We start from the raw sequence: 24870 nt of genomic DNA on the forward strand, positions 1-24870 counted from the left end.
CGTCATGGACTGGCTGGAGCGGGCGGCGAAGCTTAGGCAGTGGAGTCGGGACGGGGTGCGGGCGCCGCACAAGCCGTTGCTGCTGCTGTACGCGCTGGGCCGGTTTCAGGCGGATGCCGCGGACGAGTTGCCGTACAGCGCGGTGGAGGCGGATCTGAAGCAGCTGCTGGTGGAGTACGGTCCGCCGCGTGGGACCACGCCCGCCTATCCCTTCCATCATCTGATCAGTGACGGGGTGTGGGAGGTGCGGACCGAGCGCGGCGCCGGCAGCCCGGGCACCGGGGTCCGGGAACTGCGGGCCAGCCGGGCCACCGGGCGGCTGGCCCCGGAGCTTCGGGTGGCGCTCCAGCGGGAACCGTCGCTGCTGGGGCGCATGGCAAGGGTGTTGCTTGATCTGCACTTCCCGGCGTCACTGCACCAGGATCTGTGCGACGCGGTGGGCCTGGAACTGGAACTCGCGGAGACCGACGCTCTGGCAGCGCCCGGGAGGCGGCAGCGGGACCGCCGGATGCGGGAGATGGTCCTGACCGCGTACGAGTACCAGTGCGCCTTCTGCGGCTACGACGGCATGATCGGCTCGGCGCCCGTCGGGCTGGAGGCCGCGCACGTGCGCTGGTGGGCGTTCGACGGCCCGGACGACGTCGACAACGGGCTGTGCCTGTGCTCGCTGCACCACAAACTCTTCGACAAGGGCGTCCTCGGCATAGGCGACGGCCACCGCGTCCTGGTCTCGCAGCAGTTCATCGGCCGCAGCCACGCTGCCCGCGAGCATGTCACCGCACTAGCGGGCCGTCCGCTCACAGGCCCTCAACCCGGACTGCCGACCGTCGCGGCGGCCCACCGTTCCTGGCACACCCGCCAGGTCTTCCGCGGCAGCCCGCGCCTCGCCAGGATCACCTGACGTGCATCGCACCGGCATGCCCGCCCTGTTCGCGAGCTTGTCAGGCTGTCCTCAAGGCGGCGTAGATTGACTCCAGTTGCTCGTCAAGGGGGAACGGTGGCAGGGCGGGATCTTCGAACTCTGTTCAGCTCGAACGACCGGAGCATCGCCGCCGATGAGGCGTTCACGAACCGGCAGGCGCAGTGGCGGGCGGTGGCAGCCGGCATCGCCGAGCACGTACGACACGTGATCCGCGCGGACCTCGATGTGGAGGATCTGGAAGCTCCCCGCCGGAACGTGCTCGTGTTCCACGGTGTGGGCGGGATCGGGAAGTCCACGCTCTCCCGCAAGATCGAAGCGTCGCTCACCAGCAGCGAGTACCGTCCCGTGCAGTGGGAGTCGCCGTCCCACCCCGAGGAGCGGACGCTGCCGGTCCGCATCGACCTCAGGCGTGCCGCAGGCATGGACTTCGAACGCGTCATCCTCACCGTCCGCCTTGCCGTCGCCGCGCTCGGCCGGCCGATGCCCGCCTTCGACCTCGCTCTGCGCCGCTACTGGGAGCACAATCACCCGGGCGAGCCGATCGAGGACTACCTGCGCAGGGGTGGGTTGCTGAGCCGCTTCAGCGCCGCTGCCGCTCTACCGCAGCAGATGCAGTCGGCCCTCAGCGACGTCGCCCAGGCCCTGCTCCTGCCCGGCACCGTCGGCAGCGCACTCGGGCACGGGGCCGGGGCGCTCATCAAGGCGTTGCGCGAGCGGCGCCAGTCCGTACGCGCCCTCGCCGGCTGCTCGCGTCTGGCCGACCTCCTGGAGGCCGAGCCCGACCTGGAGGCACTCAGCTTCTACCCACACCTGCTCGCCTGGGACCTGGCCCAGCTCCCGGCAAGGAGGAGCGCAGTTCCCGTCATCCTGCTGGACACGTTCGAAGACACCGGGGACCGCACCCATCGTGACTTCGAGCGTCTGCTCCAGCGCATCGTCTGGCTGATGCCCAACGCGTTCTTCGTCGTCACCGGACGCAACCGCCTCCAGTGGGCGGAGACCAGCCTGGAAGGGCAGCTCGACTGGGTGGGGCCGAACGCCTGGCCCGGCCTGGTCTCCGGCGAGGCCGCGTATACCCAGTCGGATGTCTCTGGCCGCCAGATCCTGATCGGCGACTTCTCCCCGGAAGACTGCGAGGACTACCTGACCCGCAGGCTCAGCCGCGACGGGCAGCCGCTGATCGACGAACCGGTCCGCCGGATCATCGCCGAGCGCTCCCACGGGCTCCCGCTCTACCTGGATCTTTCGATCATGCGCTACCTGGAGCTGCGACGCGGCGGCAGGCAACCGCAGGTCACCGACTTCGACCACGGCTTCCCCGCGCTGATCACCCGTACCCTCAGCGACCTGACCGCCGAGGAGCGTCACGTGCTCCGCTCGGTCAGCCTGCTCAGCGCGTTCTCCGTACCCCTGGCCACCAAGGTCGCCGGGATGGACCACGACGCACCCGCCCTGCGGCTGATCGAGCGTCCCTTCGTCCGGGAGTCCCCCTCCGGTGCGTGGCCTTTCCACATCCACGACCTCATACGCTCCGCCATCCGCAACACGGAGGACGGCGCTGACGACCGCTGGTCGCAACAGGACTGGCAGCGCGCGGCCCATCGCGCGTTCCACGCCCTGGAAGCGGAATGGCGTCAGGATACGAGACGCGACCGAACCGTTCTGCTCGGCTGCCTCCAACAAGGTCTGGTCCTGGCTCGGGACTTCGGTCTGGACCTCGACTGGCTCGGCGATGCCTCATTTCAGTACGTGGCGGATTCCGTAGGGGAACCACTCGTGCTGCCGGCCGCGAGTGACACGTCACCGGACGGCCCGCAGACTGCCGCGAATGCCCTGGTGGAAGCTCTGAGCGCCATCACTCGCCGCCAGCACGAGCACCGCGGGCGTACGGCCCGTCGGCTGTCGGCCGTCCTGGCATCGGGACTGCTCCCCGATGAGCTGGTGGAGCTCGTCACGTATTACCTGGCGAAGGCCCAGCGCGACCTCGGGCTGACCGATGAGTCCCGTCGCGGCATGCAGCGGGTCGCGTCCGCCGGCGGTCGGCTCGCTTCCGCCGCCGGACGCGGCCTGGCCCATCTGAGCCGGCTGTCCGGGGACTTTCCCGCCGCGATGGATGCCGCCGGGAGGCTGGGCTGGGAGGGACGGCACCAGCGAGTGCTCGGGGACGTGTGGTGGGTCCAGGGAGACATGGACCGGGCGGCAGCCGCCTATCGTGCGGCCCGGAGCGAGGCCGAACAGAACGGTGCGGTCGGCGAGACCGCAATGTCCCAGGCGCATCTCGCTTTCGCCGTCGCCTTCACCGACCCCGTTCAGGCCGATGACGAACTCGACCTGGCCGACCGGCTGTTGTCGCCCCTCAGCCTGCGCTCCACCGAGCTGACCGCTCGCATCGCCTCGTTGGTACGCGATGCCGGGTACGCCGCAGACGTACCGGACCGGGCCACCGTCCTCTTCGCCGAAATCGGAGTCTCCGGCGTCTCCTATGCCGCGGCCAAGCTCCAACTGGCGCTGTGCTTCCACCATGCGGTCCTCGACGCTCACGACGAACTCGCCGCCGGTATCGCCCTCCTGCGCGAGCTCACTCACAGCGGCGACTACGCCTACTACGTCGAGATCGCGCACTTCATGGCCGGTCTCCCACTCCCTCCGGGCTCCGCACGGGCACGGTGGATCGAGGGGGAGCCGAGGACTCGCGAACGGTGGCGCAATGTAGTCATGACACGTCGCGATCGCCTCGGTGGGGCGAGGTGAGTCCGCCCATGAGGGTCTCGCCGCGCGCGCCGTAGCGACTCATGCCTGTCGGTGGGGTGACGGGCACGTCCGCCCACACCGTCTTGCCCAGCGGGTGACGCGGCACCGAACCCCAGAACACCGCCAGGGCCTCCACCAGAAGCAGCCCCCGGCCTGACTCGCCCTCAGGAGCCGACGAGGGCGGCGTCGCTGGGATCCGTTTCGCGGAGGCCGCGTCCGAGACCTCGATGCGGACCAGGCATGCCGCCGTGTCGACAGCGAGTCGGAGGCCGAAGTCGCGTCCGGGCACACGGCCGTGCCGCACGGCGTTCGCGGCGAGTTCGGCGACGACGAGCGCGACCGTGCACGACGCGTCCGATGCAGGCGGGTACCCCCACTCCTCCATACGCCGCACGGCAAGCCGACGGGCCAGCCGCGCACCCCGCGGAGTGGACGCGAACTGCGCGACGAGAGGCGGAAGTGCGCTCGGTACGTCGGTGAGTGCGCCCGGCTCCGCGGCCAGGGGCGAGGTGCCAGGCCCGGGTTCGTCCGCCGGGACGGTCGTTTCTGTCAGCACGGCGTGTTCCGTCCTTCTCCGTCGAGCAGGGAGATGTCGCACGATGTGCGCGATCCATCACGTTCCGCATTCCAGAGTCGTCCGGCCGCCCTACGCTCAACAGGTGACGCAGCCTTACTTTTCGCCCCGTAAGGAACGGAAGTGACGCTTTGGCCAACGGAATTGACCCCAGTGGCTCCATGGCCGCGCTGTTCGGCGCCCGGGTGCGCAGACTCCGCACGGCGGCCGGACTGACCCAGGCCGAACTCGGCGCCAGGACGCATGTGGTGAGCACGCGGATCACACAGATCGAGCGGGCGTCCGGGGCGAAACCGACACTGGAGCTGGCGCGTGCGCTGGACGTGGCGCTCGGTGCGGACGACCTGCTGGTGGAGCTGTGGCCGTACGTGTACCGGGAGGCGTTCCCGGACTGGTCGCGGAAGTTCATGGAGTACTCGGAGCGGGCCGTGACCGTCCGGCAGTACGCGGCGCATGTGGTGCCGGGCCTGCTGCAGACCGAGCCGTACGCGCGGGCGGTGTTGAGTGTCGGCCGGACGCTCGGCAGCAGGGAGCAGTTGGAGGAGCGGGTCGCCGCACGCATGGGGCGGCAGGAGCGCCTCCGGACGCCCGACCGGCCCGAGCTGTGGGTGGTCCTCGACGAGGCGGTGCTCAGGCGTCCGGTCGGTGACCAGGCGGTGATGCGTGACCAGTTGGGGCGACTGCTGGTGACCATGCCGGAGCGTCACATCACCGTGCAGGTACTGCGGTTCGACCAGGGAGCGCACGATGTGATGGGCGGCTCGCTCACCGTTCTCACCATGCCGGACGGCTCGGAGATCGCCTACACCGAGGGCGCGCACTACGGCCAACTCATCGAGGATCCGGACGAGGTCAGGAGCTTCTCACTCACCTACGATCGGCTTCGGGCGGCAGCTCTGCCCCCGCTCATGTCGCTCGACATGATCCGATCCGTGCTGGAGGACAACCGCCATGGCTCGAATCTCCCGTCCCGAACCGACCAGCGCCGCCTGGCGCAGGAGCAGCTACAGCAATCAGGAGGGTGGCGACTGCGTAGAGGTGGCCGACGGATTCCAGGCGGCCGTCGTCCCCGTCCGTGACAGCAAGGTCCCGCACGGTCCGGCCCTGTGCTTCGAAGCCGCCTCCTGGACCGCATTCATAGGCGAGTTGAAGGCCGACGGGCACCGTCACTGAGTCCGCCGGGCTCCGGTCGCCGTCCACGCCCCGGGCTCACCGGACCCCAGTCCGCGAGGGCCCGGCAGGCCACTGACCTCCCCAAAGAACCGGGGGAAAGAACTACCCGCCCACCCGCCCTCCCCGACCGCACGGCCCGCGTCACTCGTCCGAGTGACCAGCTTGCAGGCGCGGGATACGGACGGTTACGTTCGCCGCAACAACCGCACACAGACTTCGGCCCCCGGCCGGGACTGGCATCCCGAACGAGGGCCTGACCGATCAGGAAGAAGCACCTTCCCGATGGCTGACCCGCAGTCTAACGCGCCCGTGCGCGCCGACGCCGGACTCCCGACCTCCGGCGTGATCCACGTCCGTACCCGGCTCACCGCCGACTTCACCGTGATCTCCAACGCTCTCGCGCAACGGCGTGGCAGCGCGGTCACGGTCGGCGTCGCGGCATACGTCCTCTCCCTGCCCGACGGCTCGTCCGTGACCATCTCGGCGCTCTGCGAACACTTCACCGAGGGCGAGATCCTGATCTCCCGGGCTCTCAAGGAACTGGAAGAGGCCGGATATCTGGAGCGTCGCCGTGAGCGGACGTCCACCGGGCAGATCCGTACCCGGACATACTTCTACGACGTTCCCGGTGGGGAGCCCGGTCCCGAGCCCGATCCGAACGGGCCTCCCAAGCCGCCTCGGCCCCGGAACCCGCCCGCCGCGGCGGTCGCGCCCACGTCCGCAACGGTGCGGGAAACGGTCCAGGCGCCCGTACCGGCGAAAGCCGAGACACCGATCCCGCTGGCCGACGCCGACCCCAAGGCCATCGCCGTACTCGCCGCCCTGCGCCGGGTCGACCCCCGTCTCGTCCTCTCCGAGCGGGAGGCCGCCCGCCTCGCCCCGGCCGTCACCCGGTGGCTCGCGACAGGACTTCTCCCCACCCAGATCACGGACCATCTCACCGCAGGACTGCCGCACTCCTTGCTGTCCCGCCCGGTCGGCATCCTGGCCCACCGCCTCAAGGAGACCCCTCTGCCCGCACCGGCAAGGAGCGCGGAATCCCCGGCAGGTCCGGCCGTCGTACCCCTGCGGAACTGCGACGGGTGCGACCGGGGATTCCGCTCGGCAGACCCCGGCCGCTGCCGGGACTGCCGACGACGCGAGCAACTGCTCTCCGACGCCGCCTGAACCGATGACGGGGTGTGCGGTCCACCCGCAGGTGGGAGGCTTGATGTGGCACGATGCGAAACCCGGCGCCAGGAGGAGGTGGGGCATGGTCGACAGATTCACAGACGGGCTGCTGACACCCACGGAAACGGCCTCCTACCTGGAGATTCCGCAGTCGACTCTCATGTCGTGGCTGAAGGGCAAGGCCGCCGGAGCACCCCTGGTCCACCAGGTCGAGCCGGTACGGAAGGGACAGCCTTCGGTACCGTTCATCGCGGTGGCCGAGGCGCATGTCCTTCGATCTCTGCGTTCCCTGGGGCTCCGCATGAGCGAGATCAGGGAGGCCGCAGCCGCCGTACGGGACGCCTTCGACACCCCCTACGGGCTCGTGTCCCAGCGGATCGCCACGGACGGCGTGGACATCTTCATCGAGCATGGCTGGGGAGACCTTCGCAGGGCCCGCGACGGCCAGGTGCCCATCAGGGAGGTGGTGTCCGACTATCTCCGCTACCTCACCTGGGATCCGGGCGACGACTTTCCCTCCAGCCTGCGGTTGAGGCAGTACCCGGACGCTGTCCCCGTCGTGATCGACCCGCGGTTCGGTCACGGTCTCCCTGTGGTGGCCGCCAACCGCGTCACAGTGAAGGCGATCACCGACCTGTGGGAGGCCGGGGAAGCCGTCGAAGACATCGCGTACGACTACGACATGACGCCTGAGCAGGTGGACGCGCTGTGCCAGGCAGTGGTGCACCTTGCCGCCTGAGTTCTTCCTCGACCGGAATCTCGGTCGTCGTGTGGCGGAGGGACTGAGGGCCTGTGGGTGGACGGTTCACCGCATCGGAGATGCCTTCCCGAGCGACGGGCAGGACATCCCGGACGAGGAGTGGATCACGTACGGCCTGGACCGTTCCTGGGTCCCACTCTCGAAGGACGGGCGGATCAAGACCCGGGACCTGGAGATCCAGCCTGTCCTGGCGCGCGAGGCCGTGCTGTTCTACCTGGACAACCAGCAGCTTCGCAGCACGGAGATGGTCGAACGGCTCGTCACGTGCCGTGAGGCGATCCACCGAGCCATCGACAAAGGCGGTCCGGCGGCGTATGCCGTACGGCACGACCGCATTGAGCGCACATGGCCCTGACGGGCGGGTGCCACTGACCCGTCGGTGAGGAACGATCTGTCTCGGTGTCCGTGGGCGCTGGCATGATGCGGGCTCGTGGGAGCGAGAGACGACAGTGACGAGGCGTACGTTGTCGGTCTGTGCAATCAGGTGCTCGGGGAGACCGCGCTGACCCAGCACAGGTTCGACTGGCTGCGGGGGGACCCCGGGGTGGGCGGGCGATGCGTCAGGCTGCCGGTCGATGGGTACTGGCCAGGGCATCAACTCGTTGTCGAGTACCGGGAACTCCAGCACGACCGGCCCGTGCCCCACTTCGACAAGCCCGACAGGCTCACGGTCAGCGGTGTCCACCGGGGCGAGCAGCGGGCGTTGTACGACGGTCGGCGTGATACGGAGATTCCCGCGCACGGACTGCGGCTGATCGTGATCCGGCCGGCCGATCTCGATGCGGACGGGCGCGGGCGGCTGCGTCGTAACGAGGAGGCGGACCTGGCCGCGCTGGGGCGGATCCTGGCGCGGCGCAGCGACGAGGACCGGGTCACCGACGCCTTCCGTACCTGGCTTCTTGCCGAGGGCTGGACACCGGTTGATCCCACGGACCGCTGGACCGATCTCGAAGCCGTGCGCGGCGACGAGCGGCTGGTCTGCGAGGCCAAGGGCCGCACCAGTGAGAAGGGGATCGACGCGGACATCGCCTACGGGCAGTTGCTGCGGCGGATGACGAGCCAGGACCCCCGCACGCGGTACGCGCTGGTGGTGCCGTCCTCGTCCGTGAAGGCCGTCGAGCGTGTTCCGGCGCATGTTCGTGAGCTGTTGCGCATAGAGGTGTACGAGGTGACGGACGGCAATGCGGTACGCCGAATGACGGCGTAGTGGGGTTCGGTGGCGGGCGTTGCCTTTCGCTGCTCCGTCAGGGCGGGCATGAGTCGCCTGTCGGCGTAACGGTCGCGGGGGGGCCGATCACGGTGGTTCCGGGCGTGGGTCGTCTCCGTCGTAGGCCGCCAGGGCCGCCTGGCGGCATTCCAGCAGGCTGCCGAGGGCCTCGGGGGGCACGTGTTCCTGGGTGAGCGCCAGCGTGGCCCTGGCCTCGACCGATGCCCATGCGTGCCGGGCGCGCTTGTTGGCGCGGCGTCTGGCGTCGCTGCGCAGGAAGCCCGCTCCCGCCGCGAATCCCGCCGAGGCCAGAGCGGCGAGGGCGGCGGGCACGCGCGCGTCCGGCGAGGCCAGTCCCGCCGTTCCCGCCGTGCCGGCGAGCAGGGCCGCGGGGAAGCCGAGGGCGATGTCCATCTTGGTCCAGAAGTCGGCCCGGCGGTGGGCGAGTTCCCGTTGGCGCGTCGCCTCGTCTCTCAGTCGCTCGATCTCGGCACGCAGGCGGCGCTCGGGCCCGTCCGGACTCAGGTGGGTGGTTCCGTCAGCGGGAGTGGCCATAAGGGCATTCCAACACGCCTGTGGTGAAAGGTAATTGGTGGTTCCGAACAACCTTCGGGCGGGACGGACCGCCTGTCGCTGACAACCGTATGACGTCGGTCCCGGCAAGTCGTGGCAAGTCATGGCAATACGGGCCGACTTGGCTCCTCGCGCAGAGAGAGGCTGCCTTCGTCGGCGCTACGGTCACGATCTCGGTCATGGACTGGCTGTGGTGCGCCGCGAAACCGAGGCAGCCGCAGCCCCGCCGCCCGGGATCACGTCATTGCGGTGCCCCGGTGCGCACGCGATTGAGTAACCCGTGTGCCGTTGCTGAGCACGCGTACTCATGAAGCGCCGGGCGCCCTCCGCCAGCCTTGTGCTCACACCGACCGAGCACATCGCTGAAGGAGCTTCCACCATGAGCAAGCACATGCGCGCCGCGGTTCTCGCCTCCGCCCTGGCCTTTGCCGCCGGGCTGCTGTCCGCCTGTTCGTTCACGACGGCGGACGCCATCTGCAGCAACGGTGAGGACCCGGTCATAGCCGTGGGCAGCACCGCGGGCGCCTGCGTGAAGAGCGGCGAGGCCGCGCCGAAGGGGTACCTGCGCTATCCCGCGGGGAAGGTGCCGCAGCACGTCGGGGACAAGTGGGACACGTACTGGGAGTCCCACACGCTCGACGAGAACGGGAAGATCGTCCCGGCGCCGTAGCCGGTGTGCGGTGCGGAGAGTCGGCTGCCGGGAGGACGTGGTGCCTGGTCGGGACGGGTTCTACTCGAAGCCGCCGTGCTGGTCCTTGGCCCACCAGAGGAACTCGGCGGAGTGCTGCTGGTTGGCGAAGCCCTCGCCGACGAGGGTGTGCAGGAGGTCGTTGCTCCAGAGGATGAGGCGGCCGCGGGTCCAGTTCACCGACTCGGGTGCCGGCAGTTCGAGTCCGTAGACGGTCCGGGCTATCTCGCGTTTGCCGCCCGCCTCCGTCGTGTACTTCAGGATCGACAGGAACCGCTCGGGCTGCACCACGCACAGGACCCTCGTGAGCAGCGCCTCCTTGAAACCGGTCATGGCGAACGGCTTCGTCCCGGCCAGCAGGTTCTGGAGCCGGTCTTCGAGGGGCTCGTCCTCGGGGCCGTAGAGGAGGTACTCGACGGTCTGCCGGGTGGACTCGCCGGCCGCCGCGTCGCCCATGTCGTTCCAGGCCGAGTTGAAGGTGGCCTGGTTGCCGGGGTGGGCTCCGATGTCGGAGTTGGCGAAGTCCTTGAGGACTCTGGGGTCGCAGCTGTGCAGCCCGTCGAGGGAGAAGATCTTCTGGTACCTCGCCCAGTATTCGGCGACCCGGGCGTCGAAGTCGGGCCTGGTGGCCAGGTACCGCGCCTTGAGGCGGGCCGCTCGCGCCAGCCGTCCGGGGTCGACGTCGCCGGGTCCCGGAAAGCGGGCCTTGAGGTCGTCGAAGGAACGGGCCGACTGCTTCGGGGCGGTGGGCTCACCGTGCTCCCACGTGTAGCCGCACCGGTGCTTCACGACCCGTCGTCCCTCGTCTAGGACGCGGACGACTTCGATGTCCTCGTCGTCGCTGCACAACGGGCACATGGCCAGCGCCATGACTCCCCCACTCCGTCGGTCTCCGCACCGCAGGCCGGTGTGTGCCTCACCTCAGGGCCGCATCCTCGCATCCGCGGGCCCCCATGGGCGCTGAGTCGACGGGGAGTTGACGGTGAGTTGGCGGTGAGTCGGTGATGCGGGACGGGTACGTCCGTCCTGAGGCGACCTGTGTGTCACAGTCCGGCCGCCTCGGCCAGTGACGCCCGATCCTCGTCGTCCAGTTCCAGGCCGGCCAGCAGGTCGTCGTCGGCCAGCAGTTGCCGCACCCGGTCCGCGTTCGCGACGAACGCCGCACGGCACAGGGCGCGTTCGGGGTGGTCCTCCTCGGGGCCGCCGATCGCGAGCTGTCGCGCGTTGCCGGGGGCGGTCGGTGCGGTCGGTGCGGTCGGTGCGGACAGGACGGCCGCCACGAGTACGAGGGCGAGCAACTCGTTCCGGCGCGGGACCGACGGATCGACGGTCAGCCGCAGCAGGTACGGGACGACCGCCGGCATCGTGGCGCTGATGGACATCGGCCCCGACATCACGAACCAGTCCAGTGCTCGTTCGGCCATCTCGGCCGCGTCGGGGTCGAGCAGCCCGCGAAGGACGACCGGGACATCGACCGGGCAGCCGGGAAGGGCCGACCACGCCACGTCCTCGCACCCCTCAAGCGCCGGATGCGGCGAAGCCTCCTGCCTCAGGTGCGGGTGGGCCGCGGTCAGAGCCGCCGTGGCCCTCGCCGCCGAAGCCTCGTGATCCACCGTGCACACAGGCGTGTCCCCCCGTCCGCCCGCCGACGCCGTACCTCCGGACGCCGACCACCACGTCGAAGCCGCGAGTCTACGCACGCCCCGGCCCCACCAGCACCCCACCAGCAACCCGCCTGCACCCCCACCAGCACCCTGCCCGCAACCTCACCGGCACCCCGCCTGCAACCTCACCAGCACTCTGCCTGGAACCTCACCGGCACCCCGCCTGCGACCTCACCGGTACCCCGCCGCCGGCCCCACCGGCACCCAGCCCTCGACCTCACCGGTACCCCGCCGCCGACCCCACCGGCACCCCGCCCGCGACCCCACCAGCACCAGTACCGACAGCCGCGGATCTGCGGGACCCGGGCCGTCGGGAATAGCCTGAAGAGGAGAGCGGTACCGGATGGAACGGGCCCTCCAGCGGCATTCCCTTCGCCGAAGGGGAGGTAGAGCGATGCCCTGGAATCTGAACGGCACCTATCTGGAGAGTTGCAACTGCGACGTGGTCTGCCCCTGCACCACCTCGGGCCTCACCGCGCCGGCCGACCACGAGCGGTGCCAGGTGACCTTCGCCTTCCACGTGGACAACGGGAGCGTGGACGGCGTGGACGTCTCCGACCGCAGCGTCGCCGTCGTCGTCGACGCCCCGCGGGTGATGGCCGAGGGCGGCTGGCAGGTGGCGCTGTACCTCGACGCGTCGGCCGACGACAGCCAGGCGGAGGCCCTGGGCAGGGTCTTCTCCGGCGAGGCCGGCGGGCCGATGGCCGCGCTCGCGCCGCTCATCGGCAAGGTCCTCGGCGTGCAGCGCGTTCCCATCGAGTACCGCGACGACGGCCGCCACCACTCCGCGCGGGTCGGCGACGCCATCGACATCGAGATCGAGGACCAGGTCGCCCCGCAGTTCGGCGAGGACGGTCCGGTCATGCACCTGACCGGCATGTTCCACCCGGCGAACAGCACGCTGGCCATCGCCCGGTCCATCCGGTCCCGGGGCGGCGGCGTGTACGGCCGGTCCTGGGACTTCTCCGGTGGCAACGGGCACTCGGCGCCCTTCGCGTGGTCGGCGTGACCGGTCGGCCGGTCGCCGTCCGCCGCGGGGCGGCCCCCGCCGGGCTCCTCCTGGTCGCGGCGGCCGCCGCCTGGGTCTGGATGGTGGCGCGCTGGGGCGGCATGCCGGCGGTGCCGGGCACGATGGGCCTGGGCCTGCCCGCCTTCCTGGCGGTGTGGACCCTGATGATGGCCGCGATGATGCTGCCCGGCACGGCGCCCGTCGCCGCGCTGTACGCACGCACCATCACCAGGCACCGGACGCCGCGCATGTTCGTCTTCACGGCCGCCTACCTGCTCGTCTGGGCCGCGGCCGGGCTGCTGGCGTACGGGCTGGTCAGCGGCCTGGGCCGGGTGGCGGGCCTGCCCGCCACGACGGGCACCGCGGTGGCCGCGGCCGTGTTCGCCGTCAGCGGCGTCTACCAGCTCACGCCCCTCAAGGACCGCTGCCTCGCGAAGTGCCGCTCGCCGGTCGGGCTGATGCTGCGCTACGCCTCGTACCCGGGGCGCTCGCGCGACCTGCGCGCCGGGACCCGTCACGGGGCCTTCTGCCTGGGCTGCTGCTGGTCGCTGATGGTGCTGCTGGCGGCGTTCGGGGTGATGAACCTGTGGGCCATGGTGGTCCTGGCCGCCGTGATCACCGCCGAGAAGCTGACTCCGGCCGGCTATCTGGTGGCCCGTGCCGTGGGGATCGCCTCGCTCGCGCTGGCCGTCGCCGTGTTCTGGTTCCCGGGGCTGGCTCCGGGGCTCACCGGCGGCGGCATGGCCGGGATGTCCGGGATGTGAGGTGCGGGCGGCCGCCAGGGCCGAAGGGCGCACGACCTGTTCCCGGCCTCCCGTGGCGCCGTGTCGGCGGCACGACGGCACGACGGCACGACGGCACGCAAAGATCCGTACCGGATGCGCAAAGATCCGTACCGGATGCATAAAGGTCCGTACCGGATGCGTCAAGGGTTGTAAAGGCGGTGCGGGTCCGGGTCGTTGGAGTGGTCGGGAACCGAATGCGACGGCCGGCGGGTGCGCGATGCCGGGGCCGGGATCAGCAGCGTGTCGGCCGCAGGGCCGCAACCCGACCGATTTCGGCTTCAGTTGTTGACGGCGGGCAGGGGCGGGTCTACAACCCGAGGGAGCGCTCTCACGTCTGCCGTTGCTCCATCCCCACGCACGCCGAACCGGCCTGAGGAGACTTCGCATGCAGAGTTCCGTCGGCGCACCCACCCGCAGACCCCCGGCCGCCGCCTTACGCCCGCGCCTGGCGCTCGGCCTGGTCGTCGCCCTGATCGCCGCCTTCTTCGCGGTCCTCGCCCCGTCGCCCGCGTACGCGGCCGACCAGTTGCTGTCCCAGGGCAGGCCCGCCACCGCCTCCTCGACCGAGAACGCGTCCTTCCCCGCGAGCGCGGCGGTCGACGGCAACACCGGCACCCGCTGGTCCTCGGCCTTCGCCGACCCGCAGTGGCTGCAGGTCGACCTCGGCTCCGTCCAGCAGCTCAGCAGCGTCACCCTGAACTGGGAGGCCGCCTACGCGAAGGCCTTCCAGATCCAGACCTCCACCGACGCCGCCACCTGGACCACCGTCTACTCGACGACCACCGCCACCGGCGGCACCCAGAGCCTCGCCGTCACCGGCAGCGGGCGCTACGTCCGCCTCTACGGCACCGTGCGGGGCACCCCGTACGGCTACTCGCTGTGGGAGTTCCAGGTCTACGGCCCCGGGTCCACCACCCCGCCCGACGCCTTCTGGGGCAGCACCGCCGACATCCCCGCCGCGAACAACGCCGTCGAGGTGAAGATCCTCAACCGCACCAACGGCAAGTACCCCGACAGCCAGGTGTACTGGAGCTTCAACGGCCAGACGCACTCCATCGCCGAGCAGCCCTACCTCGACATGCCGGCCAACTCCGCGGGCCGCATGTACTTCTACCTCGGCTCGCCCACCGGCGCGTACTACGACTTCATCGAGTTCACCGTCGGGAACAACGTCTTCAACGGCAACACCACCCGGGTCGACGCCTTCGGCCTGAAACTGGCCATGCGGCTGCACTCCAAGGACGGTTACGACGTCGAGGTCGGCGAGAACCGGCAGACCTTCGCCGAGGACCGCGCCACCACGTTCCAGCGGTTCGTCGACGCGGTGCCGTCCCAGTTCGACGTGCTGGCCCAGACCCAGGCCCCGTACCGGATCATCGCGCCCGGCAGCGACCCGAGCTTCCGCGCGGGCGGCGCCAACGCGAACTACTTCACCTCGTACGCCCAGTCGGTGGGGGTGAACGCGGCCACCTCCGACATCTTCGGCTGCGCGGCCTCCCTGGCCTCCGACCCGAACACGTGCGCCGCCCTCAACCGGCACGTCGCGACCCTGCCGGCCTCCCAGCAGTCCGACCCGGCCCAGTTCTACACGGCGGCACCGGCGAACTACTACGCCAAGTTCTGGCACGACAACGCCATCAACCACCTCGCCTACGGCTTCCCCTACGACGACGTGGCGGGCCAGTCCTCCTTCATCTCCCACGCCAACCCGCAGTGGCTCCTGGTGGCCGTCGGCTGGTAGCCGATCCGGCCGGTCCCGACGAGCAGGGACAGACCGGTCCCGACGAGCAGGGCCGTGGCCCGGGGCAGCCGTCTCGGGCCTTGGCCTGAACTCGGCTGCTCTGGCCAGAACCAGTACCGTTTCCCCTGCGTCGTACGGCATGTGTGCCGATGGCCTGACCTGTGGGGGGACCACATGAGCGCCGAGATCTACTTCAGCAACAACTACCGGGACCTGTGCGAGCGGAACGGGACCGGTGCCGGGTTCCAGTTCGAGTTCTCCTGCTCGCGCTGCTACGACACCTGGCGCTCGCCGTTCGAGCCGTACACCGGGGAGCGGGCCGCCACCTGGGTCCGCAAGGGGGTCGACGTGGCGTGGGGGATGCTCGGCCGTACCGGGACCGGGCTGTCGTCGGCCGCCGAGGGGCTGGCGGGGGCCGGCTACGGGCGCGCCCGCGACGAGGCGTTCCAGCGGGCGATCGACAACGCGCAGGGGCACTTCAACCGCTGCGCGCGCTGCACCGACTACGTGTGCGGCCGCTGCTGGAACGCGGCCCAGGGCCTGTGTCTGCGGTGCGCCCCGGACACGGCCGCCGAGGCGATGGCGGCCCAGCAGCGCGGCCTCAACGACATGGCCTCGCAGCGGGCGTACGCGGCCGGGCAGCAGGCCGGGCAGGGCTACGACCCCAGCACGCCCCGCCAGTTGGTCTGCCCGCAGTGCCGGACCGAGACGCACGGCGCCGCCTTCTGCTCGGGCTGCGGCTACCACCTGGCCCAGTCGGAGCGGTGTTCCTCCTGTTCCGCGGTGGTGCCGGACGGGGCGGCCTTCTGCCCGGGGTGCGGTTCACGCAGGTAGCGGGGCGGCACCGGGGCAGCGGGTGAGCGGGGCGGTCACCGTGTGCCGGAGCCAGCGGGCGTCGACCTCACTGCCGTTCGGATGGGTGTGGCGTGGCGGTCCCTCGGCCGCCACGAAGCCGGCCTTCGCCAGGGCCCGGGCGCAGGCGGTGTTGGCGGGTTCGAGCCCCGCCAGCACCGTCGGCAGCCCCAGGTGGGCGTGGCCGAGGACCACGGCGGCCCGGAACATCTCCGTGCCGAGCCCGAGGCCGCGCGCCTCGGGTGCCGTCCATCCGTCGATCTCACCGGTGCCGGGGTGCATCATCACGACCCCGGCGTACGTGCCGGTGTCCGCGCGTACGCCGATCAGCAACACCGCCTCGTCCGGGTCGGGTTCATAGGGCCGGTTCAGCAGGTTCGTGAAGAGCCGGGACGCCCGCATGGTCTCCGCGTCACCGGGACGCAGCCGGAGCAGGCCCTCCCGGACGCCCGCGTCGGCGATGACCCTCTCGTCGTTCCAGGCGAGCCACCGCTGGGCCGCCGGGTCCGAGCCGGCGGCCACGGCGGCGGTGAGGTCCAGCCTCGTCTCCGGGGTGTACAGCAGGAGCCGCTCCGTGCGCAGGGTGTGCCGCCGGCGCCAGCACGGGCCCGGCAGCGGGAGCCTCGGAGCGGCCGTCCGCCCGCGGCGCAACCGTGACCAGACCATGCGGCTCCCCCCTCAGGACCCTCGTGACCGAGGCGGAGTCTACCGCCGCCGCGTCACCACCCGGATGCCGTGGCACCACTGGCCCGCATACCCTCCAGGGGTATATAAACGGAGCGTTCGGATGGTCGCGGTCAGCTCCGAAGGGCGGACACCATGCATGCGATCGGGCACGCGCTCTCCATCGCCGGGTCGATGACCTGGGAGATCACCTGGGCGCTGATCCTCGGCTTCACGCTCTCCGCGGTCGTGCAGGCCGTGGTGCGCCGGGAGACGGTCGTACGGCTGCTCGGCGACGACCGGCCCCGTACGCTCGCGCTGTCCGCGGGGTTCGGCGCCGCCTCCTCGTCCTGTTCCTATGCCGCCGTCGCGCTCGCCCGCTCCCTCTTCCGCAAGGGCGCGGACTTCACCGCGGCCATGGCGTTCGAGATCGCCTCCACCAACCTCGTGATCGAACTGGGCGTGATCCTGGCCCTGCTGATGGGGTGGCAGTTCACCGCCGCGGAGTTCGTCGGCGGCCCGATCATGATCGTCGTCCTCGCGGTGCTCTTCCGCGTGCTGCTGCGCGAGCGGCTGCTGCGCCGGGCGCGGGAGCAGGCCGACCGCGGGCTGGCGGGCTCCATGGAGGGGCATGCGGCGATGGACATGTCCGTGGGCGGCGAGGGCGGTTTCGCGCGCCGGCTGTTCTCCCGGAACGGGTTCACGTCCGTCTCCCACATCTTCGTCATGGAGTGGGCGGCGATCCTGCGCGACCTGGTGGCGGGGCTGCTGATCGCCGGGGCGATCGCCGCCTGGGTGCCGGACGACTTCTGGCAGAGCTTCTTCCTGGCCGGCCATCCGCTCGCGGCCAAGGTGACCGGGCCGCTGATCGGTCCTGTGGTGGCCATCGTGTCGTTCGTCTGCTCCATCGGCAACGTGCCGCTGGCCGTGGTGCTCTGGAAGGGCGGCATCAGTTTCGGCGGCGTCATCGCCTTCATCTACGCCGACCTGCTGATCCTGCCGATCCTCAACATCTACCGGAAGTACTACGGCCCGCGGATGGCCGCCTTCCTGCTGGGCACCTTCTACGTCTCGATGGTGGTGGCCGGCTATGCGGTGGAACTCGTCTTCGGGGGCCTCGGGCTGATCCCCGACCAGGCCGACGCGAAGATCCCCGACGAAGGGATCAGCTGGAACTACACCACGTACCTCAACATCGCCTTCCTGCTGCTGGCCGCCGCGCTGGTCGTACGGTTCCTGCGCACCGGCGGTCCGGCGATGCTGCGGATGATGGGGGGCTCGCCGGACGACGGCCATGAGCAGGAGGAGGAGCAGGGACACGGACACGAGCACGAGCACGGGCACGGGCACGGACACGGACATGAACACGGCTCCGGCTCCGGCTCCGGTCACGAGCACATGCACGGCGACCACCCTCGGTGAGGCGGACGCGGACTGCGGGGCCGGGGAAGTACGTCGTCACGGCGGACCACCCGGTGCTGCGCCCGCTCGGGTGGCTCTGGGGTATGTGCCGCGTGGCTGTGCGGGCGCGGCCGGGCCGACTTGATGATCATCGGTTCGTGACGACCTACGACGGCGCTCGCACCGCCGGCCGCCCACGCCGCACGGCGCCCGCCGTCGCCGCCGCCTCCCCGCGCCCCGCCCTCGCCCCCGCCCTCGCCGCGGCCCTGACCCTGCTCTGCTGCTGCCTGCTGACCGGCCTCTCGGCCGCACCACCCGCGACCGCGCTCCCCCAACCCCACGCCGCCCCACGCCCCTTGACGGACGCCGAGGCCCGCACGGACGCTTACCTGGCGGCCGCGGACCCCCGGGCCCTGCGCAGGTTCTTCGTGAGGCTGCCCAAGGGCGGTGACCTGCACAACCACCTCTTCGGTGCGGTCAGGACCGAGTACCTGATCGCGCTCGCCGCCGGGGACGGGCTGTGCATCGACACGGCGACCCTGACCGCCGTCGTACCGCCGTGCGGCCCCGGCACCCGGCCGGCCGCCGACGCCCGCGGCGACCGTGACTTCCGCGAGGCGATCCTGCGGGCCTGGTCGATGTACGGGTTCCCGCCGGACCGGATCGGCCACGACCACTTCTTCGCCACGTTCGACAAGTTCGGGCTGGTGCCGGCGCTGCACCCGGGCAAGGTGCTCGCCGAGGTCGCCGACTCGGTCGCGGCGCAGCACCAGTTCTATCTGGAGACCATGGTCAACCCGGCCTCCGACCGCGCCGAGCAGCTGGCCGACGAGGTCGGCTGGGACCCCGACCTCCCCGAGCTGTACGCGAAGCTGGTGGCGGGCGGCCGGCTCGACGCGGTGGTCGCCGAGGCGCGCAGGGCGACGGACGACGCCGAGGCCGGGTTCCGGGCCGCCGCGCGCTGCGGCACCGACCGGCCCCGCCCCGGCTGCCGGCTCACCGTGCGCTACGTCTACCAGGCCTTCCGCGGCGAGTCCCGCGCACGCGTCTTCACCGAGCTGGCCCTCGGCATGCGGCTCGCCGAGGCCGACCCCCGCTTCCTCGCCGTCAACCTCGTGCAGCCCGAGGACGGGCCCGTCGCGCTTGCCGACTACACCGTGCAGATGCGCATGGTGAGGTTCCTGCACACGGTCTACCCGGCCGCCCATGTCACCCTGCACGCGGGCGAATTGCGGCCCGGCCTGGTCGACCCCGAGGACCTGCGGTTCCACGTCCGGGAGGCCGTGGACATCGCCGGCGCCGAGCGCGTCGGCCACGGCGTCGACCTCCGCCACGAGGACGACTGGCAGCGGACGGCCCGGACGATGGCCGCCCGGCAGACCGCCGTCGAGGTGCCCTTCACCAGCAACGCCCAGATCCTCGGCGTGCGCGGCGCCGCCCATCCCTTCGACACCTACCGGGCGTACGGGGTGCCGGTCGTCCTCGCCACCGACGACCCCGGCGTCTCCCGCACCGACATCAGCCACGAGTACCAGTACGCCGCCGAGACCTACGGCCTGACGTACCCGGAGCTCAAGGACCTGGCGCGGGCCTCCCTCCAGTACGCCTTCCTGCCCGGCCAGAGCCTGTGGCTGGGCAACCCCACCCGGGACGGCTACCGTCCGGTCACCGCGTGCGCCGGGCAGCTGCCCGGGAGCGGGCGCCCGGAGGGCGCGGAGTGCCGGGCCCTGCTGGACGCGAGCCCGAAGGCCGCTGTCCAGTGGCGCGAGGAAGCGGCCTCCGTGTCCTTCGAGCGGACCTTCGGTCGGGCGGCCGCGCGGCCTTGAAAGCGGGCCGCGATGGGCCGTGTGTCGACTGCGGCACCGTCGTGGCCGGTCGCGCAGTTCCCCGCGCCCCTGACGGGGCGCTGCCGGGCCCCCTTAGTCTGCACGGGTGACCACCGACACCCCCGAGCTCACCCTCCTGCCCCGAGTCGCCTGTCGTGGGCGGGAGGTCACCGCGCCGCGGCTGCGCGGGCTGCTGGCGCTGCTCGCGGCGGAGCTGCGGACCGGCTGCAGTACCGGGCGGCTGGTGGAGGGGCTGTGGCCGGACGAGTTGCCGGAGCGGCCGGGCAAGGCGGTGCAGATCCTGGTGTCCCGGCTCAGGTCGCAGCTGGGCGCCGAGCTGATCCTGAGCACGCCGACGGGGTACCGGCTGGGGCTGGAGGAGATGGCGGTCGACAGTTCCGCCCTGCTGGTGCACGAGGCGGCGGCCGCCGAGCGGGCCCGGGCCGGGGACCACGAGGGCGCCCTGGCGCGGGCCGAGGCGGGGCTGGCGCTGTGGGACGGGAGCGTGGGCGCCGGCGCGGACGAGGAGCTGCACGACCCGGTGGCGGCGCTGCGGGCCGAGCGGCTGCGGGCGTACCGGGCGCTGGTGCGCTCGCACGCCCTCGCGCTCGCCCGGCTGGGACGGCGGGCGGAGGCCACCGCGCCGCTGGCCGGGCTGAACCGGGAGCTGCCCCGTGACGAGGAGGTGCTGGCGGAGCTGCTGCGCTGCGAGGCAGCCGGTGCCGGGCGGGCGGCGGCGCTGACCCGGTACGACGGCTACCGGCGCCGGCTGCGGGACGAGCTGGGCAGCGACCCGGGGCCGCAACTCAGGGCCGTACACCAGGAGTTGCTGAGCGCGGACGCGGCGCCGGTCCGGCACGGGGTGCCGCACGAGCCGAACCCGTTGCTGGGCCGGGACGCCGACGTCGCCGCGGTGGCCGGGCTGCTGCGCGGCGCCCGGGTGGTCACCGTCGTCGGCCCCGGCGGGCTCGGCAAGACCCGGCTCTCGCACGCGGTGAGCCGGGCGGCCGAACAGCCCGTGGTCCACTTCGTCGCCCTGGCCGGTGTCACCGACGAGGACGTGGCCGACGAGGTCGCCTCGGCCGTCGGCGGCGGCGACGGCCGCCAGCTGCCGGGCGGTGGGAAGGACGCGGTGAGCGGGATCGTCGCCGCGCTGGGGCCGGGCCCCGCGCTGCTGGTCCTCGACAACTGCGAGCACGTGATCGCCGGCGCCTCCGCTCTCGTACAGGCGCTGGTGTCCCGGTCGAAGGAGCTGCGGGTGCTGGCCACCAGCCGGGCTCCGCTCGGGCTGACCTCGGAGTCCGTGTACGCCCTGCCGGAGCTGTCCCTGGCGACCGCCGTCGAGCTCTTCGGGCAGCGGGCGCGGGCCGCCCGGCCCGGCGTGGAGCTGCCCGCGGACCGGGTCGCCGAGATCTGCCGGCACCTGGACGGGCTGCCGCTGGCCGTGGAGCTGGCGGCGGCCCGGGTCCGGGTGCTCTCCGTGGCCGACATCGCGCACCGGCTGCGGGACCGCTTCGCGCTGCTGCGCGGCGGCGCCCGGGACGCCCCCGAACGGCACCGCACGCTGCGGGCCGTGGTCGAGTGGAGCTGGAACCTGCTGGAGCCGGAGGGACGGGCGGCCCTGCGCGCGCTGTCGGTGTTCCCGGGAGGCTTCGACGCGGACGCGGCGGAGTACGTGCTCGGCGGACCCGGCGGCGACGGCGGCCCCGGTGGCGACGGCGGGGACGCGATGGAGCTGCTGGAGGCGCTGGCCGGGCAGTCCCTGGTCAAGGTGGGCGAGAGCGCCGCCGGGGTGCGTTTCCACATGCTGGAGACGCTGCGGGAGTTCGGCGCCGCCCGCCGCGCGGAGGCGGGCGAGGACGAGAACGTGACGGGCCGGTTCCTCGCCTGGGCCCGGGACTTCGGCCGGGCCCACCACGCCGGGATGTACGGCACCGACGCACCGGCCTGCTTCGAGCGCGTCCGCGCCGAGCAGGACAACCTGGTCCTCGCGCTGCGGTACGCCCTGGCCCGCGCCGACGGGCCGGCTGTCGCCGCCGTCACCGCCGTACTGGCCTCCCTGTGGTCGGTCGGCAACAGCTACACCCGGTTCGTCACCCTCGCCGCCGAGACCGGCGGCCCGCTGTCCCACTTCCGCCCGGGCCCCGGGCACCCCGAGGACGTGGAGACCGCCCGGAGCGCGGCGGCGGTGTGCGCGGCCGGCCTCTTCATGGGCTACGGCCCGCACGCCGTACGCCAGCTCGTCACGCTGCGCCGGCTGCCGCCCGCCCCGGCGGACACCGTGCCGCGGGCGCTGGCCGCCGTGCTGTGCGCCGTCCCGGACATGCGCCCGCCCGAGTACGCGCGGCTGGAGGAGCTGTGCGAGGCTCGCGAGCCGCTGCTGGCCGGCCTCGCGGCGGGCGTCGCCAGCTACCTGTGGGAGTCCGCGCACGAGACGGAACGCGCGCTGCGGTACGCCCGCCGGATGCTCGCCGCGGTGGGACCGCTCGGCAATCCGATCACGACGCTGCTCGCCCACGGGCGGATCGGCGAGCTGTGCCTCAAGACCGAGCGCGGCACGGAGGCGTACGACCATCTCCGGGCCGCCGACGCGCTCAGTGGGGCCGGTACCTGGTCGGACGCGATCGGCGTCCGCTACGGGCTGGTGTCCGCCTGTCTGCAGCGCGGGGAGATCGAGGAGGCGGAGTACTGGCTGGGCCGCGCCGCCCCGGACCGGCAGCCGGACTCCGCGCAGGCCTTCAGCCCCGAACTGCTGCAGGCCCGGGCGGAGATAGCGCTGGCCCGGGGGCTGACCGAGGTCGGCCTCGGCCTGTGGCGGCAGGCGGCGGCCGGGATCCGGGAGGCCGGTGCGCTGGCCCCGGACGACCCGTTCCTGGACTCCTGGTCGCTCCAGGTGCAGGCGGCCGCGCTCGCCGCGCACGCGCAGCACGGCCGGCTGGAGCCGGTGGCCGAGCTCGCCGGGCACCTGCGGGAACGGCTGCTCGGGATGGTGTCCGGCGCCGCTTCCGGTGCCGGGGACCTGCTGGAACTGCCGGTGTACGGCTCGGTGCTGCTGGCCCTCGGCCACGCCGGGCTGGCCCGGGGCGACACGGCGGCGGTCCGGCTGCTGGCGCTGGCGGAGGTGCTGCCGGTGATGCGGGACCTGCCCACGCTCTCCTCGGCCCGGTCCCGGGAGGCGGCCGAGAACGCGGACCGGGCCGCGTACGCCGACGCGAGGTCGGGGTACGCGGCCCTGGGGCGGGATCAGGTGCGGGCGGCGGCCCGGCAGGCGCTGCACGAGGTCACTGCCGGGGCTCACGGCTGAACCGGGCCTTGGACCACAGGTAGCCGAGCACGGTCAGCCCGAGGCCCCAGCCGAGGGCGAGCACCGCGTTCGTCGTGCCGATCCCGCTGCCCAGCAGCAGACCGCGCAGGGTCTCGATGAAGGGCGAGAAGGGCTGGTACTCGGCGAACCAGCGGAACCAGCCCGGCATGGCGTCCACCGGCACGAACGCGCTGGACAGGAAGGGCAGCATCACCAGCGGGGTGCCGATGTTGCTGGCGCCTTCGGGGTTGGGGCTGATCAGACCGATGCCGACCGCGAGCCAGGTGAGCGACAGGCTGACCAGGGCCAGCAGCCCGGCCGCCGCGATCCACTCCACCGGCGAGGCGTCGGTCCGGAACCCGATGGCGAATCCGATGCCCAGGACCACGACCAGAGCCATCATCGTCTGGATCACACTGCCGACCACGTGTCCGATCAGCACCGAGGCACGGGAGATCGCCATGGTGCGGAAGCGGGCCATGATGCCCTCGGTCATGTCGGTGCACACGGCCACCGCGGTGCCGAGCGAGGTCATGGCCACGGTCAGGAAGAGGATGCCGGGGACGAGGTAGGCGACGTACTCGGACCGGTCGGCGTGGCCGCCGGTGATGCCGGCGCTCATCACGTTGCCGAAGACGTAGACGAAGAGCAGCAGCAGGATGACCGGGGTGAGCAGGAGGTTCAGGGTGAGGGAGGGGTAGCGGCGGGCGTGCAGGAGGTTGCGCCGCAGCATGGTCAGGTTGTCGCGGAGGGCGTAGGAAGCGGTGCTCATCGGACGGTCTCCTTGGCGGTGTCGTCGGTCGGGGCTGCGGGGTTGCCGGTCGGGGCTGCGGGGTCGTCGGTCGAAGCCGCGGGGTTGCCGGTCAGGGCGAAGAACACGTCGTCCAGGTCCGGGGTGTGCACGGAGAGCTCGTCGGCCTCGATGCCGGCGGCGTCGAGCCAGTCGAGGATGGCGCGCAGCTCGCGCTGGCTGCCGCCGCTCGGGATCTGCAGGGTCAGGGCCTCGTCGTCGCGGGTGGCCTCGCGGAGCGCGGTCGCCGCCTGCTCGTACGCCACCGGGTCGGAGAACCGCAGCCGTACGTGACCGCCGGGCACCAGCCGCTTCAGCTCCTCGGCGCTGCCCTCGGCGACGATCCTGCCGCCGTCGAGCACCGCGATGCGGTCGGCGAGCTGGTCGGCCTCGTCCAGGTACTGGGTGGTGAGGAAGACGGTGGTGCCGCCGGAGACCAGCTCCCGGATGATCTGCCACATGGTGTGCCGGGAGCGCGGGTCGAGTCCGGTGGTCGGCTCGTCGAGGAAGATGATCCGCGGGCTGCCGACCAGGGTCATGGCGATGTCGAGGCGGCGCTTCATGCCGCCGGAGTAGGTGGAGGCGGGCTTCTGCGCGGCCTCGGTGAGGTCGAAGCGTTCCAGCAGTTCGGCGGTGACCCGCCGCCCCTCCTGCTTGGAGAGGTGGTGCAGGTCGGCCATGAGGAGCATGTTCTCCTCGCCGGTGATCAGTCCGTCCACGGCGGAGAACTGGCCGGTGACCCCGATGGCGGCCCGGACCCGCTGGGCCGCGGCGGTCAGGTCGTGCCCGGCGATCCGGGCCTCGCCGCCGTCGGCGGAGATCAGGGTGGACAGGATGTTGACCGCCGTGGTCTTGCCGGCGCCGTTCGGCCCGAGGAGGGAGAAGACCGTGCCGGCGGGCACCCGGATGTCGATGCCGTCGAGGACGGTCTTGTCCCCGTAGGCCTTGCGCAGCCCGGTGGCCGCGATCGCGAGTTCGCGTCCTTGCTCGTGTTCGTTCGTCGTCATGCCGCAGAGC

23 protein-coding genes are annotated in these 24870 nt (G+C 71.8%); 16 read left to right on the forward strand and 7 right to left on the reverse strand.

Features of this window, described 5'->3' with window-relative positions; translation table 11 throughout:
- The first annotated feature begins 4 nt into the window (after positions 1-4).
- Together ACFZB3_RS26480 and ACFZB3_RS26485 are read left to right on the forward strand one after the other, a co-directional pair.
- A complete protein-coding gene (locus ACFZB3_RS26480; protein ID WP_391379202.1) occupies positions 5-901 on the forward strand; it encodes a phosphorothioated DNA-binding restriction endonuclease in 897 nt (298 codons plus the stop codon).
- 96 nt (positions 902-997) lie between these two features.
- On the forward strand, positions 998-3673 hold the full coding sequence (locus ACFZB3_RS26485; protein ID WP_391379204.1) for an ATP/GTP-binding protein: 2676 nt from the start codon (positions 998-1000) through the stop codon (positions 3671-3673).
- Here ACFZB3_RS26485 and ACFZB3_RS26490 read toward each other — a convergent pair.
- The gene (locus ACFZB3_RS26490) at positions 3636-4175 is read right to left on the reverse strand and encodes an ATP-binding protein (RefSeq protein WP_391379792.1); all 540 of its coding nucleotides are present in this window, start codon (positions 4173-4175) and stop codon (positions 3636-3638) included. The genes ACFZB3_RS26485 and ACFZB3_RS26490 overlap by 38 nt on opposite strands.
- A 233-nt stretch (positions 4176-4408) precedes the next feature.
- On the opposite strand from ACFZB3_RS26490, the gene ACFZB3_RS26495 reads away from it, so the two are divergent.
- From ACFZB3_RS26495 to ACFZB3_RS26520, 6 genes are all read left to right on the forward strand, one after another.
- Positions 4409-5326 (forward strand): Scr1 family TA system antitoxin-like transcriptional regulator, encoded by a 918-nt coding sequence (locus ACFZB3_RS26495; RefSeq protein ID WP_391379794.1) that lies wholly within the window; start codon positions 4409-4411, stop codon positions 5324-5326.
- Positions 5286-5420, forward strand: a complete 135-nt coding sequence (locus ACFZB3_RS26500) for a DUF397 domain-containing protein (protein WP_391379206.1) — start codon at positions 5286-5288, stop codon at positions 5418-5420. Before ACFZB3_RS26495 ends, ACFZB3_RS26500 begins: the two co-directional genes overlap by 41 nt.
- A gap of 282 nt (positions 5421-5702) precedes the next feature.
- Positions 5703-6587 carry a hypothetical protein gene (locus tag ACFZB3_RS26505; RefSeq protein WP_391379208.1) on the forward strand — a complete coding sequence of 295 codons (885 nt, stop codon included), beginning with the start codon at positions 5703-5705 and terminating at the stop codon, positions 6585-6587.
- An 85-nt stretch (positions 6588-6672) separates the two neighbouring features.
- On the forward strand, positions 6673-7329 hold the full coding sequence (locus tag ACFZB3_RS26510; protein ID WP_391379210.1) for a DUF433 domain-containing protein: 657 nt from the start codon (positions 6673-6675) through the stop codon (positions 7327-7329).
- A gap of 31 nt (positions 7330-7360) precedes the next feature.
- Complete coding sequence (locus ACFZB3_RS26515) at positions 7361-7705, forward strand: toxin-antitoxin system, toxin component, PIN family protein (RefSeq protein WP_391379211.1); 345 nt, start codon at positions 7361-7363, stop codon at positions 7703-7705.
- A gap of 75 nt (positions 7706-7780) precedes the next feature.
- Entirely contained in the window at positions 7781-8557 is a 777-nt protein-coding gene (locus ACFZB3_RS26520) for a hypothetical protein (protein WP_391379214.1), read from the forward strand.
- Positions 8558-8644: 87 nt separating this feature from the next.
- On the opposite strand, the gene ACFZB3_RS26525 is transcribed toward ACFZB3_RS26520, so the two are convergent.
- On the reverse strand, positions 8645-9112 hold the full coding sequence (locus ACFZB3_RS26525) for a hypothetical protein (RefSeq protein WP_391379216.1): 468 nt from the start codon (positions 9110-9112) through the stop codon (positions 8645-8647).
- Positions 9113-9509: 397 nt separating this feature from the next.
- Between ACFZB3_RS26525 and ACFZB3_RS26530 the strand changes: the two genes are divergently transcribed.
- Positions 9510-9800: an SCO0607 family lipoprotein gene (locus ACFZB3_RS26530; protein WP_391379218.1), complete on the forward strand. Its 291-nt coding sequence runs from the start codon at positions 9510-9512 to the stop codon at positions 9798-9800.
- Between the two features lie 60 nt (positions 9801-9860).
- Here ACFZB3_RS26530 and ACFZB3_RS26535 read toward each other — a convergent pair whose 3' ends face one another.
- Together ACFZB3_RS26535 and ACFZB3_RS26540 are read right to left on the reverse strand one after the other, a co-directional pair.
- A complete protein-coding gene (locus tag ACFZB3_RS26535) occupies positions 9861-10688 on the reverse strand; it encodes a hypothetical protein (RefSeq protein ID WP_391379220.1) in 828 nt (275 codons plus the stop codon).
- 173 nt (positions 10689-10861) lie between these two features.
- Positions 10862-11323, reverse strand: coding sequence for a hypothetical protein (locus ACFZB3_RS26540; RefSeq protein WP_391379222.1), 462 nt, complete (start codon positions 11321-11323; stop codon positions 10862-10864).
- 553 nt (positions 11324-11876) lie between these two features.
- Between ACFZB3_RS26540 and ACFZB3_RS26545 the strand changes: the two genes are divergently transcribed.
- From ACFZB3_RS26545 to ACFZB3_RS26560, 4 genes are all read left to right on the forward strand, one after another.
- Complete coding sequence (locus ACFZB3_RS26545) at positions 11877-12491, forward strand: DUF1326 domain-containing protein (protein ID WP_391379225.1); 615 nt, start codon at positions 11877-11879, stop codon at positions 12489-12491.
- Positions 12488-13255, forward strand: a complete 768-nt coding sequence (locus ACFZB3_RS26550; protein WP_391379226.1) for a DUF2182 domain-containing protein — start codon at positions 12488-12490, stop codon at positions 13253-13255. The genes ACFZB3_RS26545 and ACFZB3_RS26550 overlap by 4 nt, the downstream gene beginning before the upstream one ends.
- A 406-nt stretch (positions 13256-13661) precedes the next feature.
- Positions 13662-15017 carry a beta-1,3-glucanase family protein gene (locus ACFZB3_RS26555; protein ID WP_391379227.1) on the forward strand — a complete coding sequence of 452 codons (1356 nt, stop codon included), beginning with the start codon at positions 13662-13664 and terminating at the stop codon, positions 15015-15017.
- Positions 15018-15191: 174 nt separating this feature from the next.
- Entirely contained in the window at positions 15192-15851 is a 660-nt protein-coding gene (locus ACFZB3_RS26560) for a zinc ribbon domain-containing protein (protein ID WP_391379228.1), read from the forward strand.
- Here ACFZB3_RS26560 and ACFZB3_RS26565 read toward each other — a convergent pair.
- Positions 15840-16535, reverse strand: a complete 696-nt coding sequence (locus ACFZB3_RS26565; protein ID WP_391379229.1) for a GNAT family N-acetyltransferase — start codon at positions 16533-16535, stop codon at positions 15840-15842. The genes ACFZB3_RS26560 and ACFZB3_RS26565 overlap by 12 nt on opposite strands.
- Positions 16536-16688: 153 nt before the next feature.
- Here ACFZB3_RS26565 and ACFZB3_RS26570 point away from each other — a divergent pair, with 153 nt between their 5' ends.
- The 3 genes from ACFZB3_RS26570 (at position 16689) to ACFZB3_RS26580 (ending at position 23063) form a co-directional block, all read left to right on the forward strand.
- Entirely contained in the window at positions 16689-17954 is a 1266-nt protein-coding gene (locus ACFZB3_RS26570; RefSeq protein WP_391379230.1) for a permease, read from the forward strand.
- Positions 17955-18091: 137 nt separating this feature from the next.
- Positions 18092-19759: an adenosine deaminase gene (locus ACFZB3_RS26575; protein ID WP_391379232.1), complete on the forward strand. Its 1668-nt coding sequence runs from the start codon at positions 18092-18094 to the stop codon at positions 19757-19759.
- A 106-nt stretch (positions 19760-19865) separates the two neighbouring features.
- Positions 19866-23063 (forward strand): BTAD domain-containing putative transcriptional regulator, encoded by a 3198-nt coding sequence (locus ACFZB3_RS26580; RefSeq protein ID WP_391379234.1) that lies wholly within the window; start codon positions 19866-19868, stop codon positions 23061-23063.
- Here ACFZB3_RS26580 and ACFZB3_RS26585 read toward each other — a convergent pair.
- Both ACFZB3_RS26585 and ACFZB3_RS26590 read right to left on the reverse strand, forming a co-directional pair.
- Positions 23041-23835: an ABC transporter permease gene (locus ACFZB3_RS26585; protein WP_391379235.1), complete on the reverse strand. Its 795-nt coding sequence runs from the start codon at positions 23833-23835 to the stop codon at positions 23041-23043. The genes ACFZB3_RS26580 and ACFZB3_RS26585 overlap by 23 nt on opposite strands.
- Complete coding sequence (locus tag ACFZB3_RS26590) at positions 23832-24860, reverse strand: ATP-binding cassette domain-containing protein (protein WP_391379238.1); 1029 nt, start codon at positions 24858-24860, stop codon at positions 23832-23834. Before ACFZB3_RS26590 ends, ACFZB3_RS26585 begins: the two co-directional genes overlap by 4 nt.
- Positions 24861-24870 lie beyond the last annotated feature (10 nt).

Source organism: Streptomyces sp. NPDC008092 (genome assembly GCF_042957285.1).
In the GTDB taxonomy this organism is placed as follows: domain Bacteria; phylum Actinomycetota; class Actinomycetes; order Streptomycetales; family Streptomycetaceae; genus Streptomyces.